Consider the following 17,240-nt stretch of genomic DNA (forward strand, 5'->3'; position numbering starts at 1 on the left):
CCTTGCGAGGATCTATTCTTTAATAAATAGTTCCAGTGCTTCCATCATGACCGGCGGGGAAACAGGTTTGTTGATGACCCGATGGGCCCCCAGTTCAAGTAGTTGTGCCTCCTTGGCTGGATTGCCGGCACTGGTGATAACCACGATCGGCATCTCACAGAGCTTGGGGCTCGATTTAACCCACTTGACCAGGGTTTCGCCATCCATAACCGGCATATTGAGATCAGTCAGCAGGAGATCGGTCGGTTTCTCTTTTGCAGCAGCTAAAGCCTCTTTGCCATGCTCGGTTTCGACTATTTCCGCATCGCCGAGGCCAATAATTTCCAGACAGCGTCTGATAAACATGCGGGCAGTGGCAGAATCGTCGGCAATAACTATCCGTTTCATGTGTTTTCTCCCCCTATACTGTTCAGCGACTCTTGCAGTTTTTCAAATTCCATATCGACGGTCAGCATCACTTTATCCAGGGTTTTAGGTGATATGGTCATATACTCCGTGTATTTTGGATCCAGGCGGTATTGCATGCTGTCGGAGCCGGTGCCGAAGCCTCCCATCATGGCGATGTTGTCTCCCAGGTGGACGGCGTAAACTAGTGGGCGGTGTTCTTCCGAGGCATGGGCCGGTTGATGATGATAAAGAATCACCTCGGCCAGTTCCTCGGGGAGTTGCCACGCTTTGGCAAGTTCAAAACCTGCCTGGGTGTGGTCAACACCGATAATTTTTCTCTCCGCTTCAAGATAGTCGAGGCTGTCTTGTGAGCTGATCAGGTCGATCGCTTCGGGTGCCGTCCCTTGCAGGTAATCGGAGATCAGCGATTTGCCGATGTCGTGCAGGAGCCCGGCGGTAAACGCCAGATCCGGACTGGCCTCCATTCCACTTTGAACCACAATCTCGCGGGCGGCGATCGCCGTTCGTAAATCGTGCTTCCACAGGTCCCCACCAGCGGCTTCATAGCCGGAGAGCTCTTTTTCGAAAAGTTTGCCGGTACAATCACCGATGGCAATACTGACGATAATCCGCTCTCCCAGGTAGGATATGGCTCGGTCAATGGAGGTTATTTCGTTGAGGAGGCCAAAGGCTGCAGAGTTGACAACTTTTAGCACCCGGGCGGTCAGGTTGGCATCGGTTTTTACCAGGTTGACCACGTCCATCAGCTCATGATCGGCATTTGATGTCAGTTGCAGCAGACGACTGGCACTGGCTGAGAGCATGGGTACCGATTTAATAATTTCCTGTAGATTCTCTATGTCAATTTTCTTTTCCATCGATACCCCCTAAAGTTGCCAGTTTGGTCGGCCGGGTGAAGTGAGCAGCACCTGGCCTGACTCGACAGAAATTGTCACTGTACGACTGAAGTTTTTACCTAAATCTTCAGATACCGCTCCCATGCCATATGACCAGAGGATTTTTTTTATGGCCAGAGCATTACGTTTGCCAATTTGAAAGGTGTCGTTGGTGTCCATCACATTGGCTCCGCCGCAAAGTTTGACCACCATCCCCTTGCCTTTTCTGTTGCAGCCGAACTTCGCCATTTCCTGTAGCAGGGCAGGGATCGCTGTGTCGGCAAAATAGCCTGGCTTTTCTACCGCCTTATTTTTGTTAATCGACGAATCGGGGAGGGCAACATGGGCCATGCCGACAGTCCTGGTGCTGGGGTCGAGCAGAATGACGGAGACACATGACCCCAGGGCGAAGGTTTTTACTTCGTCGCCGGAAGTTTTTGATGCCCCGTAGTCACCGACTCCTAAGATGACTTGTCCCATTTATTTTTTCTCCGTGAGTAATCCGAGCAAAGACGATGCGATGTTTTCCAGTGATACCAAGCGGTCAGCCCCACCTTTTTCGTAGGCGACCTTTGGCATACCAAAAACCACGGAGCTGGCCTCGTCCTGTGCAATATTACGCGCACCAGCATTTTTCATCGCTAACATTCCTTCTGCGCCATCTTGACCCATCCCGGTCAACATGGCACCAACGGCGTTTCTTCCGACATGTTCGGCCACTGAATGCATCATCACGTCAACCGACGGGCAGTGACCACTGACCTTGTCTGTCCCACCGCAACGGACTTGGTAAAAGCCACCGCTGCGGACGACCTTCATTTGCATGCCACCTGGTGCGACCAGGATCAATCCGGATCGGACGCGATCGCCATCTTGTGCCTCTTGAACTTCCATCTGGCAAAGCTGGTTAAGGCGCTCAGAAAACATTTTTGTGAATCCGGCTGGCATGTGTTGAACAATAACTACGCCCGGGGTACTGGCGGGAAAAGCTTCAACGACGCGGCGGATCGCCTCGGTTCCGCCGGTTGAGGCACCGATGGCAATCACTTTATCGGTCGACTCGGCTAACGCCTTTCCGCCTGCCATGGTCTGTGCCGGTGGCGTAACGCGCTTGCCCTTCCAGTGTGACACATTGGCGGTTGAAGCTATTTTGATTTTAGCGCGCAGCTCCATCAACATGGCGTTGAGACCGGCCGCAACGTTGCTGGTCGGTTTTGCGACAAAGTCGACAGCGCCAGCTTCAAGGGCATCGATGGTGATTTTTTTGCCACGCTGGGTCAGCGAGCTGACCATGACTGTCGGGATCGGGTACTGAGGCATCAACTTGCGCAAAAACGCGACCCCGTCCATGCGCGGCATTTCAACATCGAGGGTCAGAACATCAGGTTGCAGCTCGACAATTCGATCGCGGGCGATATAGGGATCGGACGCCGTGCCGACGACCTCGATATTAGGGTCCAGAGACAGCCCCTGGCTGAGGATGTTTCTAACCAGGGCCGAGTCGTCAACCACGAGAACACGAATGACTTTTGACATCAGAGTTCTCCTTTGCGGTACAGTGCGGGCTGCAGATATTGATAGCGTGTCTGACTGCGGCCGAGGGTTTCTGAGTGGCCGATAAACAGGTAACCGCCCGCTTCGGTATGCTGATGGTAGCGCCCCACCAGGGCATCGCGGGTCGGTTGGTCGAAATAGATCATAACATTTCGGCAGAATATCATCTGAAAAGGTTTTTTAAACGGGAAGCTGGTATTCATCAGGTTAAAGCGGCGAAAGGTGGCTTCTTTTTTGATTTTATCGACCACGGTCATTTCCCCAGCACCGGCCGGGTTAAAATATTTCCGCCGCAGATTTTCTGGCAGTTGCTCGACCCGGTCGACACTGTAGGTCGCCGCACGGGCAATCGATAAGGCGCGGTCGGAAATATCGGTGGCGAGGATTCCGGCATCCCAGGAGCTATATTCGCTGCCGAGATATTCTTGCATCAGCATCAGTAGGGTATAGGGCTCTTCACCACTGGAACAGCCTGCACACCAGATGCGTAAATCTTTACGATTCTGTTTTTTGAGTTTTTCGATAACCGTCGGGAGCGCCGTCTTGAAGAAATATTCAAAATGGTCATTTTCACGATTAAAATAGGTGTGATTGGTTGAAATTAGATCAACCAGTTCACCTAATGCCTGCTCGGTCTTGTCCTCGGTCAGGTACTGGTAGTACTGAGAAAAAGTTGACAGGCTTAGTTTTCGCATCAGTTTCTGTAGCCGGCCGACCAACAGCGACCGTTTTTGATCGGTCAGGTTGATACCGAAACGTTTTTGGATCAAGTTACGCAGGTCGCCGAATTCGGTATCGGAAATCGACATCATGCTGTTGACCTGAACCGGTGGTGCTACAAATTGTTGTTTACTTCCGTTTTCCATTTATTGGTGCCTGTCGCTTAGATCATTTCGTCAATCAATATTTACCAAAGTCATCATCATCCAGAGCAATGCGCGGCGCCGGTTTTTCGGCTTTTTGTTGAATATTTCCCCAGTTTGAATTAGCCGCTGCCGGTGCTGCTGGGGCTGCTGGCCGTTGTCTGGGTGGTTGCGCGGTCGAGCTGCTGGATGGGCGTTGTGTGATCGGGATCGATTTTGCTGTTGGTCGGGTCACAGAGCCGCCGGCTATGTGCTGACAATCTTCCTGACCTAGGGTGAACATGCTCAACAGCTGATTAAGGTGCCGGGCCTGGCTGGCCAATTGTTCAGAGGTTGCCGCAGTCTCTTCGGCAAAAGCGGTATTTTGCTGCCCGACATTGTCGATCTGCGTCAAACCATTATTAATCTGATCGGTACTTTGTGCCTGGTCATTACTGGCCATCGCAATTTCACCCATCAGATCGGTAGCCTTGGTGATGCCATCGACGATCTCAGTTAACGCAGCGGCGGTGGTATCAGCTAGTCCCGCGCCGTTGCTAGCTTTGGAGACCGAACCCTCAATCAGTTCAGCTGTTTCTTGCGCGGCTTTGGCACTCCGGGCGGCCAGGTTGCGGACCTCTTCAGCAACTACGGCAAAGCCTTTGCCATGTTGTCCGGCGCGAGCCGCTTCGACCGCGGCATTAAGTGCCAGCAGGTTGGTTTGGAAGGCAATCTCATCGATAACCTTGATAATCTTGCCGATGTTCTGTCCCGATTCGTTGATTTCGGCCATGGCCTGAACCAGTGCGTCCATCTGTTGATTGCCTTTTTCCGCCGATTGCTTGGCCTGATTGGCCAGGGTGTTGGCCTGGTTGGCGTTGTTGGCATTCTGGCGGGTCTGATCGGCCATTTGGGTGACGGAACTGTTGATCTCTTCGATTGAAGCTGCCTGTTCCGTTGAGCCATCGGTCAATGATTGACTGGTTCCCTCAATGCTGGCCGCGCCGCTGTCGATGTGGGTGGCGGTTTGCATCAACTGGCAGAGAACGTTTTTCAGATTCTGGTGCATCTGTACCAGAGCCAAGCCGAGTTCATCATGATCGGAGGCGATGGCAACTTCCTGGGTCAGGTCACCGTCGGCAATCTGTCGGGCCAGACTGGCACGCAGTTTCATTGCGTTGGCCAGGCCCATCAGTGCTGAACCGAGTTCTTGCATATTATTATTCGGTCCGTACAGCTCGCAAGTCTTGCAGTCTTCACCTTTTAGGGCTCGCGGGCAATGGGCATCTGCCGAGAAGGAACCGGCGGTCACCCAGCAGATGTCTTCGCGTCCGTAACTGGGGCAATTGGGTTCGCTGCAGTTCTTCGCTTTGGAGCAATCGACTGGCTTGCCACAGTCGACTTCGATATTGGTTTCGCCTTTTGCCAGTGCGTAAATCGCTTCACGGATCTTCGTCAGCGGGCCGGTGATGCTGCGGGTAACCAACCAGACCAGAATCCCGGTGATGATGATAACGATCAGGATGGTGATCAGGTTGGTGGTGCGGATCGAGCCGAGAGTCGCCTCGACGTCATCAACATAGAGGCCGGTACCGACGATCCAGTCCCATGCCGCCAGGCGCTTTACGTAAGAGATCTTTTCCACCGGATCGGAGAAACCCGGCTTTGGCCAAAGATAGTTGACAAAGCCACCACCCTGTTTGCGGCTGACATTGACAAACTCAACAAACAGTCTTTTTCCGGTAGGATCGGCGCTGCCGGAGAGATCCTTGCCGTCCAGAGCTGGTTTGATCGGGTGCATGATCATTTTCGGCTGCATGTCGTTGATCCAGAAATAGCCACTCTTGCCATAACGGATCTTTTTGATCGCTGCCATTGCCTGCTGCTGTGCGTCGCTGCGGCTTAGTTGACCGCTTTGTTCCATGGCGACGTAGTTTTCCAGCACTGACCAGGCTGTTTCTGTCTGGTGTTGTACCTTCAGTTCTCGTTCTTTAAAGCTGCTGCTGCGAACCTCTTGATAGAGCCCGGCGAGGCCGAGACAAAAAATGAGCGTAATGGCAAGTGCCATCAAAATTAATTTGCTGGTCAGGGTCAGTCTGAAAAACCTTTTAAAATTCATTTTATGTCATCTCTCATAATATTGGTACGGTGCCGCGGCTTGTTAAGAACTTTTCTAATAATCTATGCTTCTTCCTGCTCGGCGATAAGTGCCTGCATCTCTTCGTTGAAGAGCAGTTTGTGGACGTCGAGCAGAATCTTGACTGCTTTATCGATCTTGCCCATGCCCTTAATATATTGACCGCCGGCACTCTTGCCGGTTCGCGGTGGTGGCTCGACGTTGGCGGCCGGAATGTCGGCGACTTCACTGACTTCATCGACCACCAGGCCAACCTCGATGTTGTCGATGTTAACGACAATAATACAGGTGCGATCGTCATATTCACGGTCAGGGAGATCAAACCGGGCGCGGATATCCATTACCGGAATAACCTTGCCACGCAGATTGATAACGCCGCGGATGAATGCTGGCATGTCGGGGACTTCGGTAATATTCTGGATACCGATAATCTCAATAACATAGAGAATTTCGATGCCGTAATCTTCCCCAGCCAGGTGGAATGTCAGGTATTTGTCTTTTTGTGTGTCTTCGTTGTCGATCGTTGTTTCTTCAGCCATCACATATCTCCTTCAAGCGGTGTTTATCTAAAATAAATCTATTTAGGATTTACCTTCTGCTGATTCGACCAGGCCACCGACATCAAGAATCAGACTGACACCACCATCGCCTAAAATGGTGCAACCAGAGACTCCGGCGACGTTGCCAATGAACTCAGACAGGCCCTTGATAACGGTCTGTTGCTGCCCGACAATTTCGTCAACAAACAGGCAGAAACGGCTGCCCTGATATTCGAGGACAATCAAAATTCCGTCCGGCAACTCTCGTGAGGCCGGTTCCTTTTCGAGGATTTCGTGCAGGCGGATAATCGGGAAGAAGTTTTCCCGTACCCTGGCCAGTTCATCACCTTCGGGGGTGATGGTCATTTGATCCATGGTCGGGCGGAAGGCCTCAAGGATGGATAGTGTCGGAACGATACAGGTGGTGGTGCCGACCCGTACCAGCATGCCGTCGATAATCGCCAGAGTCAGAGGAATCCGCAGTGTAATCCGGCTTCCTTGTCCGGGCGTACTTTTAACATCGATCTTGCCTTTGATCTTTTCCAGGTTCCGCTTGACCACGTCCATGCCGACGCCGCGCCCGGAAATGTCGGTCACCTGGGCGGCGGTTGAAAAGCCGGGCGCAAAGATCATATTATAGATCACTTTATCGCTGGGCACTGGGCCATCGGGGTCGACCAGGCCTTTGCTGATCGCTTTTTCGAGAATTCTGTCGCGGTTCAGGCCGCGCCCATCATCCTCAACGGTGACCCAGACTTCACCCTCTTCGTGACTTGCGGTAAGGCGGACGGTGCCTTTTTCGGTTTTGCCGGCGGCTAGTCGTTCGTCCGGGGGTTCCAGGCCGTGATCAAGGGAGTTGCGCAACAGGTGCACCAGTGGGTCGGTAATGGTTTCGATAACCGTTTTGTCGATTTCGGTCTCTTCGCCGATCAACTCCAGTTCGACCTTCTTGCCAGCCTTAACCGAGATGTCATGCACCAGGCGGATCATGCGGCGGAACAGCCCCGAGACCGGGATCATACGGATGGTCATCGCCATTTCTTGCAGTTCACGAACCAGCTTCGACATGTGCTGACCGGCCTTGGTGAAGTTCTCCAGGTCCAAACCAATGAGGTCGGGATTGTGAATCAGCATGTTTTCGCCGATAACCAACTCGCCGATCAGGTTGATCAAGCTGTCGAGCTTGCCCAGGTCGACGCGAATATCCTGACGTTTGGCCGGAGTTTTGGTACGGGCTGGTGGTTTGGCCTCTGCTTTGGCTTTTTTTAGGTTTTCCTGCTGTTTCTTTAGTGCATTGTCAACCTGGACGGGTGAGGCATTGCCCTGTTCGACGAGAATTTCACCGACCGGTTTCTTCTGCGTTTCCACCGCTTGGGTGACAGCTGTTTCGGTAACGCCCTCTTCGAGCAGGAATTCCCCCAGCAGGGGCGGGACCAGCAACTGCAGCTGTTCAACTTTTTGCTCAAGGCCTTCGATGATCCCTTCTTTGCCATCCGAGATGTCATTAACCGCTTGCTGCAACACGTCCAGAGAAGCCAGCAGTTGATCGGCCGGATTCTCCACTGCCAGCTTGGAGCCTGATTTAACGCGATCGAGGATGTTCTCCATCTGATGGCTGAGCTTTTCCATCTGGGCAAAGCCGAAAAAGCCGCAATTGCCCTTAAAACTGTGGACTTGACGGAAAATGTCACCGATCGATTCGGTATCGGTGGGATTTTCACCCCAGGCAAGCAAGCCCTGCTCAGCATTCTGCAGCAGTTCGTTGCCTTCCTGAACAAAACTCAAGCGCATTTCGTCGGTGATTTCCAGCGCTGGCAGGCCGCCATCACCCAGTTCGGGGGGCGTTGCAACGGCTGCCTCCACTGGGGCAACTGCACTTTTTTCGGCCCGTGCGGTTTCCTCGGGGGGGGCTTCAGTGGCAACATCTTCCGTCGGTTCTTCGTTGGCGCCGCTTCTTTTGGCCAGCTCAATTGCTTGATGGAGCTTTTCCGCCATGACATCCGCGGCCGGCCCCATTGGTTTGTCGGAATAGTCACTGTCGACCAGTAGCAGAGCGTCCTTGGCGAAGTCGCAGGCATCACAGAGCAAGGTGACATGGTCGCCCACCAGTTCGATGTCGCCGTTGCGGACCAGGTCGAGCAAATTCTCTGCTGCATGGGCCACGCGGGTAATGTGATCGAACTCCAGGAATCCGGCACTTCCTTTCATCGAATGGAAGAGCCGAAAAATGGCGTTCATGACTTCAGGGTCACTGTTCTGCCCCAGTTCAATGATCTGCGGTTCCAACTGCTCGATCATGTCCTGGCTCTCAGTGACGAATTCCTGAATAATCTCAATTTGGTCGTTGTCGATGTCCATGCTCATTGCATATCCTCGATTTGTTTTTATGGCTGCGAGTATTGTATTAAGTTCGATAGTTGTTCGGATGGTTTATGTCCACCATCTCAAAGAAAATTAATTATACAGAGCAAATAATAATATTCAAAGGAAAAAGGGTCCTGAACCATATCTTTTTTCTTTTGTGCGAACCTTTCTTTTTGCTGTGAAAAAGAAAAACTGTTGATTAAAAAGTTTAAAGCATTGGAGGTTGATGTCAAATCAATCCTGAATTTTATTCACCTCTAAATAACCGACTTTGAAGGTTAATATGGGTATTTCTTGTGGGATCGAAGCTGGGCTTGAGTAGTTCAAAGCACGGTGATTCTTGCGGGTTTAGTGCAGTTGACTGTTCGATATGCGTAACCCAAAACATCTTTCGAGGAGCAAATGAATGCCGTCAAGAGATGCTTTGCGCTTTTCACTCGTTAGGTGCTAAGCGAATATTTGGGGTAAAACTTTGCAATTTGGTTTATTAATCGAGCTGCTGATTCAGTAGCCCCTTGCGACAGGGATTGCGCCGAGGCACTGACTTTGTCCGCTTCCCTAGATTGCTGAGGTCGGTTTTTTCCTGCGTCTGCGTGGCCGGCGGCGGGTCGGCTCTTTTTGTGTCGGGGGGGATTGGATGGTATTTTGCCATTCTTTGACCAGCGGCAGCAGGTCGGGGCGTACTTCGGACCAGAGGCTGAACAGTTCGAGGGATTTGGGCGTCAATGGGTGTTGCAGGAAGCGCCGCTCACCGCGAATGCCGCGACCGCGTGCCAGACGGAAACAGCCGACCAGCAGTTCTCTGGCCTGATGGCGGATTCCCTGGGCAATGCTGAAATAGTGGCAGTGGGGAATGATGATCTCATTGGCTTTGTGCAGTGCTTCAGTTATTGGTACATCTGGCGAGGGCGGACAGTTGTCCATGAAGAGCCGCAGGTAAAGGGCGGCGATGGCAAAACCTTCTTCGATCGGCACCCCGTTGGCGGTACGCTGATCGATCTTGCCGATCAGTTCGATACTTTCATCGGTACCCGGATAACCGGCCAGCAGATGCGGCAGCATGCCCAGTTCGCGGCAGTGTTTCAATACTGGGCCGGCGACTTTGTGGCGGTACAGTTCCATGATTTCTTCACGGATGCGTGCCGGAGCAGCGGTCGCGATCAGTTCTTTTTTCTGCGCAATGCCATCGAGGATCGATTGATCTAGCGTGAAGTCGAGGCGGGCGGCAAACTCCAGGGCGCGCAGCATCCGCACCGGATCTTCTTCAAAACGGATCAACGGATCACCGATCACCCGGATCACTTTTTCTTCTAGATCCTTCAGCCCGCCGACATGGTCGATAATGGAGAAATCGGCAATATTGTAAAACAGCGCGTTGATGTTGAAGTCACGGCGGAAGGCATCGTCACGTGGGCTGCCGAAGACATTCTGCACAAAGTGGAAGTGCTCGTCCGGGTCTTCAGGAAGTTCATCTTCGCGTGGATGACGACGGAAGGTGGCGACCTCAATCAGTTTATTGCCGGCAAAGCGGATATGCGCCAGGCGGAAACGTTTGCCGACCAGGAAACAGTTACGGAACAGCTTCCGAATCTGACTCGGGGTGGCATCAGTGCCAATATCAAAATCCTTCGGCTGGCGACCGAGCAGCAGGTCACGCACACTGCCGCCGACCAGATAAGCCAGATAACCATTGCGGTGCAGCCGATAAAGAACCTTAATGGTGTCCTCGTCGATCTGCTTACGCGAGATATTATGCTGATCGCGGGGGAGTACGGTCGGTTGTGGCTCTTGATCTAAGGTCATTGGTTTCCTGTCTGGCTGGTTTCGTCAGCGGACTATAGCAGATCAAAACGCTCGGTAACAGGGTTTTGCCATAGGCAGCGCTCAACAATTGTTTTATCCTGTCGAAGTTTTGTCAGAAGGGATATCAATGACCAGAGTGAATAATAAGACTATCGTTATCCTTGGCGCGACTGCCGGGGGCAAGACTGGTTTAGCGGTCAAGGCGGCCGGGGAATACGATGCAGAAATCATTTCTGCTGATTCGCGGCAGGTTTATCGCGGCATGGATCTGGGCACTGGCAAGGATTTGGCCGAGTACGGCGAGGTTCCATATCACCTGATCGACATCGCTGAGCCGGGCAGCGAATATAACGTCTTCCAGTTCCAACGCGATTGTTTTGCCGCGCTGGAGGATATCTGGCAACGGAATAAACTGCCGATTATCTGCGGCGGCACCGGCATGTATCTGGATGCTGTTTTGCGCGGCTACCGATTGGTTGAGGTACCGGAGAATCTGCCGTTGCGGGCAGAACTTGCACTTTTAAGTGATGAACAGTTGGGCGAGAAATTGCTGCAGCTCAAGCCGGAGCAGCACAACCGCACCGATTTGGGCGATCGATCACGTTTGCTTCGCGCCATCGAGATTGCCAGTGGTGAACAGGCTGCCAACGCTCAGCTGCCGCTTTTGCCGAAAATCAACCCGCTGGTCTTCGGCCTTAAGTGGCCGCGCGAAATTCTCCGTCAACGGATCGCCTGCCGGTTGCTGCAGCGTTTCGATGAAGGAATGATTGAAGAAGTGCAGCAGTTGCACGATGCTGGAGTGGCTTGGGAAAGGTTGGAATTCTACGGCCTGGAGTATCGGCTGATTGCTCAGCATCTACAGGGTAAACTGAGCCGTAACGATATGCTGCAGAAGTTGCGCAGTGCCATCGGGCAGTTTGCTAAACGGCAGGAAACTTTTTTTCGGCGGATGGAAAAGAACGGGGTGGACATTCATTGGTTGGATGGACAGGGCGATCCGTTTGGGGAGCTGTGTGAAGTCGTGGATAATTGGCAAATCTAGGGTCAAGATCGCGGGGTTGCGGCCCCGCCCGACGCCGTCATTTCTTTGTGCGCCCAAAGAAACGAAGCAAAGAAAGGCGCCCGAACTCCTTGCCCTGCGGGTTCCCTGCACTGCAGGGCTTCAAGGCGCGCTCGCAAAACTCGCCTGCGGCTCAAACATTCCTCGCTTAATCGCTTTGAATCCCTTCCGTTCCGGCTGCGTCACACGGGAGGGGGAATCTGGACTTTCTTTCCCCCTTTGCTTCCGCCGGAGTGGAGCAATTAATTCGGGTGGTTTGCCGCGAGGTTAAGCGTAGCGCATGTGAGCGGCCCCGAATTTGTTGCGGAACGCAGGTTCCCGCGCAGCGGGCGGAGGCATTGGGGTCGTTTTCTTTTGGTTCCGTTTTCTTTGTCGATACAAAGAAAATGAACCCGGCTGGCGGGCCGGAACCCGCCGGTTTTAAGGTTTTAAAGTTTTGAACAAACAGCTAAAAAAATACCTCAGCACCCGTGCTGTTAGTGGTCCCTGGCAAATTGAAGGGATTCAGCGCAACGATTTCCGGGCAGCGATTATCATCCCCGCCTTGGATGAACGGCAGAGCCTTCCACAAACCCTCGCGTCTTTAGCCCGTAACCCAGCAGAATGTCTCAACCATACCCTGATCCTCATCGTCATCAATAACCGTTGCGCTGTTGCTGCTGACCAGTTGCAGGACAATCAAGAGACTCTGGTTTGGTTGCGGTCACAGCCCTATCCGCAGCTCAACCTCGCCTGGATCGATGCCAGCTCAAGTGGTTTCGAAATGCCGAGCAAGGAGGGGGTCGGACTGGCGCGTAAAATCGGTTTTGATCTGGCGTTGGCGCATCTCGACTGGCCGGGCGAGCCGCTGCTGATTTCCCTCGACGCTGATACCCTGGTTGACGCCAACTATCTGTCTGCGATTCAGTGTCATTTTCGCGACAGTGACAAAGGAGGAGCTACCGTTCCCTTCCGTCATCAAGCGGGAGATACTCCTGAGCAGGAAGCGGCGATTCGACGCTATGAACTGTACCTGCGCAGTTACCTGTTCGGCCTGCAGCAGGCCGCTTCGCCTTACGCTTATCACACCATCGGCAGTGCCTTTGCCTGCCGCGCCAAAGCTTATATTGGCGCTGGTGGGATGAACCGCCGACATGCGGCAGAGGATTTCTACTTTTTGCAGCAGCTGGCCAAAACCTGTGGTGTTGAGCTGCTCAGCGGAACGGTCGTTCAGCCGTCACCCCGCTCCTCAGACCGGGTTCCCTTCGGCACCGGGAAAGCGGTGCAGGGGCAGGTCGAAGAGGGGCGGATGTTATTTCAGTTTTCTTCTGTGGCAGCCTTTTCTGTTTTACGAGACTGGTTGCGCTTGGTCGATGATTGCGTGGATTTTCCTGCGGATGATTTGTTGCAACGTGCCGGTCATATCTCGCCATTATTGCGGGGCTTTCTGCTCGAGCTGAAATTTGCTGCGGTATGGCAGAAGTTGCAGGCCAATCATGCCGATCGGCAGCGACGGCTGACAGCTTTTCATGGTTGGTTCGATGGTTTACGCACTCGACAATTATTGTCTTGTTTTGCTTGCGAAGATGGAAGTTCGGCGGAAGAATTGGTTGCAAAATTGCTGGAGTGGGGCGGCTATCCCGGCGGCGGGCGGATGGACGAACAATTACGGCTGCTGGAAACGCTGCAGCGGGTCAGGAATAGTTAAGGGCGCTGCAATTTGCAGCGCCCCTTTTTTTGTCAAACTTTGCGTCATCGGCGGTTGTTTAGCGCCGCAGCTTACCTCCAACCAAGGCTTGCTGCAGGTGGCTTGACGTTTGTTGTCCGTTGGGGCGGGGCGTTAAACTGCGGCTGACCGCCGTCAACCTTGAAGCGGGCCAGCATCTGCTGCATATTCTCGGTTTGCGACGAGAGTTGTTCGGCAATTGCGGCACACTGTTCGGCATTGGAGGTGGCCTGCTGATTGACATGATCGAGCTGGGTCAAACCTTCATCCACCTGGGCAATTCCTTGTGACTGCTCGTGGCTGGCGACAGCGATCTCGGCGACCAACTCGGATACTTTGCTGACTCCAACAACGATTTCGCTCAAGGCTGCTGCCGTCTGGTCGGCGATCTTGGCGCCGTTGTGGGTCTTTTTTACCGAACCTTCAATCAAGTCCGTAGTTTCGCTGGCTGCTTTGGCACTGCGAGCCGCTAGATTTCGTACCTCCTCAGCAACAACAGCAAAACCTTTGCCATGATGACCGGCTCGGGCCGCTTCAACTGCGGCGTTGAGTGCTAACAAATTGGTTTGGAAGGCAATCTCGTCGATCACCTTGATGATCTTGCTGATGCTCTGGCTGGCCTCGCTGATCTCGGCCATAGCTTCAACCATGTTTTGCATCTGCGCATTGCCTTTTTCCGCTGCCAGTTTCGAACTGCCGACCAAGGTGTTGGCTTCGGCGGCATTGGTCGCATTGTTCCTGGTTTGTTCACTCATCTGGGTCATCGAGGCGGAGATTTCTTCCAGGGCGCTGGCTTGCTGGGTCGCACCATCGGCCAAAGAGGAACTGGTCCCAGCCACTTGCATAGCGTCAGCGGCGACGGTGACACTGGAATTTTGCACCGTCTGCATGGCCTGGGTCAGACCTTGATTGGCTTGAGCGAGCGGCTTGGCGATCAATCCGCTCGCCTTAAAGGTAAAGTCGCCATTGGCCAGGCGGTCAAAAGCGGTCAAGACTTCGCTTTTTAGGTTCTCGGCAAACAGGTCCATCGCTGTGGCCAATTGGCCGATTTCGTCGCCACGGTTCATATTAAGTCGTTTATCCAGGTTGCCCTGCTCCATTCCCTGAACCATTTCGACAATCTCGCTGACCGGTTTGACAATTTTACGGTTGATCATCAACCAACAGAGGACGGTGACAATCAGCGCCAACAGTCCGCCGGCATAGAGAAGGGCTTTGAGATTGCCAACCTTGTCACGTGAGCTTTGTTCGTACATGCCGACGGCTTTGTTCATTTCTTTTAGCAGCGTGGCGTTGTTGTTCAGGATGTAGTCGGCGGCACTGTTTTGGATCGCAGCGCCGTTTCTGGAGCTGATAAAGGTTTTTATGTGCGGGGAAAATTGTTTCCAAAGGTTCTCGACCTGGCGCATTTGGCTGAGAATCCTGGCATCCTTGGTGGGCGGTAGATGCAATCCCCGGTCGCCATTGATCAGTGCTTTGAGGGAGCTGTCGAACAGATCGTGGGTTTTTTTCAGGCTCGCCTGGGTTGCTGCTGTTGCCAACCCTCCCTTGATGGTCAGTGCCTCTTTTGACATCTTCTGGGTCAACATTCGTTGGCGGCCAGCGATGTTAACGACCGTCGAATCATCTTTCTGCTTGTTCAACACCGTGACCGATGAGATCACCAGAATGATGGTGACCAGGGTGATAACGGCGATAGCCCCTGTCAGCTTGGCACTGAGGCCGAAATTGATCTGGGAATTCATAAATAGTGGCTCCCTGTAACAAAATTAAATCCCTCCAACGAACAGGCTACGCTAATGGTTTTATTACTGCAATGGTAATATTTTTTTCAGTGATTTAATCGAGAATAAAATCCATGATGACGCCGGGATTCATTGACTAAAAAAGGGCGACCCGATCGGGTCGCCCTTGAATATTAGCAGTTATAAAAATGAAAGTTAGAACCTGCCGAAATCGTCATCATCCAGCTTGATACTGGCTTTTGGACTTTGAGTGGGGGACTCTCCCCAACCGATGCTTGCTGTTGCTGCGGGTCGCCTTACGGGCGCTGCGGCGGTGGGCGCAAATTGAGGTGGCGCAGAAAATTGTGTCTGCCCAGCAGCCAGCTTAAAGCGGTCGAGCATGTGGCGCATCTGTTCGGACTGGCCGGACAACTCTTCGGCGGCGGCGGCAGATTCCTCGGCGGTCGCGGTGTTCTGCTGGACGGCTTGGTCGATTTGTCCCAGCCCTTGGTTGACCTGGGAAATTCCTTGCGCCTGTTCGTTGCTGGCCGTAGCGATTTCAGACACCAGAGCTGTGACCTTGCTGATTGAGCCGACGATTTCTTCCAGTGCCGCAGATGTGTGTTCGGCGATCTGGGTTCCGTTGCGGGTTTTTTCCACCGACCCTTCGATCAGATCAGCCGTTTCACTAGCGGCTTTGGCACTGCGTGCTGCCAAGTTGCGGACCTCTTCGGCAACCACGGCAAAGCCCTTGCCATGCTGGCCGGCGCGGGCCGCTTCCACTGCCGCATTGAGAGCGAGGAGGTTGGTCTGAAAGGCGATTTCATCGATGGTTTTAATGATCTTACTGATGTTCTGTCCCGCCGCGTTGATTTCGCCCATCGCCGCAACCATCGAACTCATCTGGCTCCCGCCGTTTTCCGCCGCTTTGCTGGCCTCCTGGGCCAACTGGCTGGCCAGATTGGCGTTTTCGGCGCTCTGCGTGGTTTGGGCCGCCATTTCGTTCATCGAGCTGGTGATCTCTTCCAGTGAAGCCGCGGTTTCCGTCGCGCCCTGTGACAGGGTCTGGCTGGAATCGGCGATCTGTCCGCTGGCGGAGTTTATTTGCGCCCCCGAACCCTGAATTTGCCCGATAATAGAATTCAGATCTTCGCCGACCTGTTTGATGGCGCTACGGACTTTATCGTTCTGGTCACGCGGGACGACCTTGAAGGTCAGGTCGCCACCGGCCAGTTGTTGCAATGGTTCGACGACTTCCTGTTGCAGGCTGTCGGCAAAACGATCCATGGCCGCTGCCATCTGCCCAACCTCGTCGTTCCTGTTCATGCGCAGGCGGCTGTCGAGATGTCCTCGCTCAAGTTCGTCGAGCATCTGTACCGTTTTACGCATCGGCCCAGTCAGGGAGCGGGTCAGCAACAAAGAAAGGGCAATCCCGATCAGCAGCGCAATGGCGCCGACAATGGAGATTCCGGTGCGGGTACTGTGGGCGGCGGCGATCATGGCACTATCGTCCATGATGTCCTTATTGGAGGTCGCTATGATACTCGCCATGGTCGTGGCGATTTTGTCCAGGTTGGGCCTGGTCTGATCGAGATAGATGGCCCTGGCTGCGGCGGGGTTGCCTGGGGCATAGGCGTTTTGGATCTTCCGGCCGGAGGCATGCAGCAGGCGGTGCGGCTCTTCCAGAGCCTGCAGGGCGCTTCTAATCTTCGGCAGCATGGCCTCGGCCTGTTGCCGGCCTTCGCCGTAATACCATTTTCCCAGGGCGCAGGTCATATGATCCAGTTTGACGGTCAGTTGCCTTATCTCCGGATCGCCAAGAAAATCACGGACCTGGTGGGCCCATTTCAGGTGGGCGATCTCGAGATGTTGCAGCTCGCTACGTAATTTGTTGCCGCCGGAAACTTCCAGGGCGTTACTTGCTGTATTACTCAGCCCGATGACTCCCCAAAGCAGGATGGTCAACAGCAACAACAGTATCGAACCAGATAGCAGCAACATTTTCACGCCGATTTTCAGATTGTCAAACATGTGCGCCTCACTTATTCTCAGTTGATAGTTCGGTTATACTCTTGGTGTAAGATAATTAAAGTTACCACATCTATCGATGGCTATCTAGGGCATTTTTGGACGTCTAATATTAATATCGTACCGAAGTAGTGTGGTGTGATTTTCGTGATTTAATCCCCCCCAAGTTAACGTAAAAAAACGTTATTTATTCATCCGATA

At 53.2% G+C, this 17,240-nt stretch carries 13 protein-coding genes; 2 read left to right on the top strand and 11 right to left on the bottom strand.

Going from position 1 to position 17,240, the window contains the following annotated elements; all coding sequences use genetic code 11:
* Positions 1–12: 12 nt before the first annotated feature.
* From ACZ5PT_RS06815 to ACZ5PT_RS06855, 9 genes are all read right to left on the bottom strand, one after another.
* A complete protein-coding gene (locus ACZ5PT_RS06815; protein ID WP_464266058.1) occupies positions 13–387 on the bottom strand; it encodes a response regulator in 375 nt (124 codons plus the stop codon).
* Positions 384–1,265, bottom strand: a complete 882-nt coding sequence (locus ACZ5PT_RS06820; RefSeq protein WP_464266059.1) for an HDOD domain-containing protein — start codon at positions 1,263–1,265, stop codon at positions 384–386. Before ACZ5PT_RS06820 ends, ACZ5PT_RS06815 begins: the two co-directional genes overlap by 4 nt.
* Positions 1,266–1,274: 9 nt before the next feature.
* Complete coding sequence (locus ACZ5PT_RS06825; protein WP_464266060.1) at positions 1,275–1,763, bottom strand: chemotaxis protein CheD; 489 nt, start codon at positions 1,761–1,763, stop codon at positions 1,275–1,277.
* Positions 1,764–2,819: a protein-glutamate methylesterase/protein-glutamine glutaminase gene (locus ACZ5PT_RS06830; RefSeq protein WP_464266061.1), complete on the bottom strand. Its 1,056-nt coding sequence runs from the start codon at positions 2,817–2,819 to the stop codon at positions 1,764–1,766.
* On the bottom strand, positions 2,819–3,703 hold the full coding sequence (locus ACZ5PT_RS06835) for a CheR family methyltransferase (RefSeq protein WP_464266062.1): 885 nt from the start codon (positions 3,701–3,703) through the stop codon (positions 2,819–2,821). The genes ACZ5PT_RS06830 and ACZ5PT_RS06835 overlap by 1 nt, the downstream gene beginning before the upstream one ends.
* Before the next feature lie 34 nt (positions 3,704–3,737).
* Positions 3,738–5,798, bottom strand: a complete 2,061-nt coding sequence (locus ACZ5PT_RS06840) for a methyl-accepting chemotaxis protein (protein ID WP_464266063.1) — start codon at positions 5,796–5,798, stop codon at positions 3,738–3,740.
* Between the two features lie 62 nt (positions 5,799–5,860).
* Complete coding sequence (locus ACZ5PT_RS06845; RefSeq protein ID WP_464266064.1) at positions 5,861–6,355, bottom strand: chemotaxis protein CheW; 495 nt, start codon at positions 6,353–6,355, stop codon at positions 5,861–5,863.
* 42 nt (positions 6,356–6,397) lie between these two features.
* Entirely contained in the window at positions 6,398–8,719 is a 2,322-nt protein-coding gene (locus tag ACZ5PT_RS06850) for a chemotaxis protein CheA (protein ID WP_464266065.1), read from the bottom strand.
* Between the two features lie 558 nt (positions 8,720–9,277).
* On the bottom strand, positions 9,278–10,522 hold the full coding sequence (locus tag ACZ5PT_RS06855; RefSeq protein WP_464266066.1) for a CCA tRNA nucleotidyltransferase: 1,245 nt from the start codon (positions 10,520–10,522) through the stop codon (positions 9,278–9,280).
* Positions 10,523–10,649: 127 nt separating this feature from the next.
* On the opposite strand from ACZ5PT_RS06855, the gene miaA reads away from it, so the two are divergent.
* Both miaA and ACZ5PT_RS06865 read left to right on the top strand, forming a co-directional pair.
* Positions 10,650–11,564, top strand: coding sequence for a tRNA (adenosine(37)-N6)-dimethylallyltransferase MiaA (gene miaA, locus ACZ5PT_RS06860; protein ID WP_464266067.1), 915 nt, complete (start codon positions 10,650–10,652; stop codon positions 11,562–11,564).
* Positions 11,565–12,018: 454 nt separating this feature from the next.
* Positions 12,019–13,269, top strand: a complete 1,251-nt coding sequence (locus ACZ5PT_RS06865; protein WP_464266068.1) for a glycosyltransferase family 2 protein — start codon at positions 12,019–12,021, stop codon at positions 13,267–13,269.
* A gap of 71 nt (positions 13,270–13,340) precedes the next feature.
* Here the strand turns inward: ACZ5PT_RS06865 and ACZ5PT_RS06870 are convergent, their stop codons facing one another.
* Together ACZ5PT_RS06870 and ACZ5PT_RS06875 are read right to left on the bottom strand one after the other, a co-directional pair.
* Positions 13,341–15,032 carry a methyl-accepting chemotaxis protein gene (locus ACZ5PT_RS06870; protein WP_464266069.1) on the bottom strand — a complete coding sequence of 564 codons (1,692 nt, stop codon included), beginning with the start codon at positions 15,030–15,032 and terminating at the stop codon, positions 13,341–13,343.
* A gap of 195 nt (positions 15,033–15,227) precedes the next feature.
* Positions 15,228–17,042, bottom strand: a complete 1,815-nt coding sequence (locus tag ACZ5PT_RS06875) for a methyl-accepting chemotaxis protein (protein WP_464266070.1) — start codon at positions 17,040–17,042, stop codon at positions 15,228–15,230.
* Positions 17,043–17,240: the final 198 nt, after the last annotated feature.

It is taken from the genome of Desulfuromusa ferrireducens (assembly GCF_055389805.1).

Bases quoted from the DNA above. Each gene is read 5' to 3' on its own strand.
- ACZ5PT_RS06815 (WP_464266058.1), bottom strand. From the start codon at position 387: ATGAAACGGATAGTTATTGCCGACGATTCTGCCACTGCCCGCATGTTT.
- ACZ5PT_RS06820 (WP_464266059.1), bottom strand. From the start codon at position 1,265: ATGGAAAAGAAAATTGACATAGAGAATCTACAGGAAATTATTAAATCG.
- ACZ5PT_RS06825 (WP_464266060.1), bottom strand. From the start codon at position 1,763: ATGGGACAAGTCATCTTAGGAGTCGGTGACTACGGGGCATCAAAAACT.
- ACZ5PT_RS06830 (WP_464266061.1), bottom strand. From the start codon at position 2,819: ATGTCAAAAGTCATTCGTGTTCTCGTGGTTGACGACTCGGCCCTGGTT.
- ACZ5PT_RS06835 (WP_464266062.1), bottom strand. From the start codon at position 3,703: ATGGAAAACGGAAGTAAACAACAATTTGTAGCACCACCGGTTCAGGTC.
- ACZ5PT_RS06840 (WP_464266063.1), bottom strand. From the start codon at position 5,798: ATGAATTTTAAAAGGTTTTTCAGACTGACCCTGACCAGCAAATTAATT.
- ACZ5PT_RS06845 (WP_464266064.1), bottom strand. From the start codon at position 6,355: ATGGCTGAAGAAACAACGATCGACAACGAAGACACACAAAAAGACAAA.
- ACZ5PT_RS06850 (WP_464266065.1), bottom strand. From the start codon at position 8,719: ATGAGCATGGACATCGACAACGACCAAATTGAGATTATTCAGGAATTC.
- ACZ5PT_RS06855 (WP_464266066.1), bottom strand. From the start codon at position 10,522: ATGACCTTAGATCAAGAGCCACAACCGACCGTACTCCCCCGCGATCAG.
- miaA (WP_464266067.1), top strand. From the start codon at position 10,650: ATGACCAGAGTGAATAATAAGACTATCGTTATCCTTGGCGCGACTGCC.
- ACZ5PT_RS06870 (WP_464266069.1), bottom strand. From the start codon at position 15,032: ATGAATTCCCAGATCAATTTCGGCCTCAGTGCCAAGCTGACAGGGGCT.
- ACZ5PT_RS06875 (WP_464266070.1), bottom strand. From the start codon at position 17,042: ATGTTTGACAATCTGAAAATCGGCGTGAAAATGTTGCTGCTATCTGGT.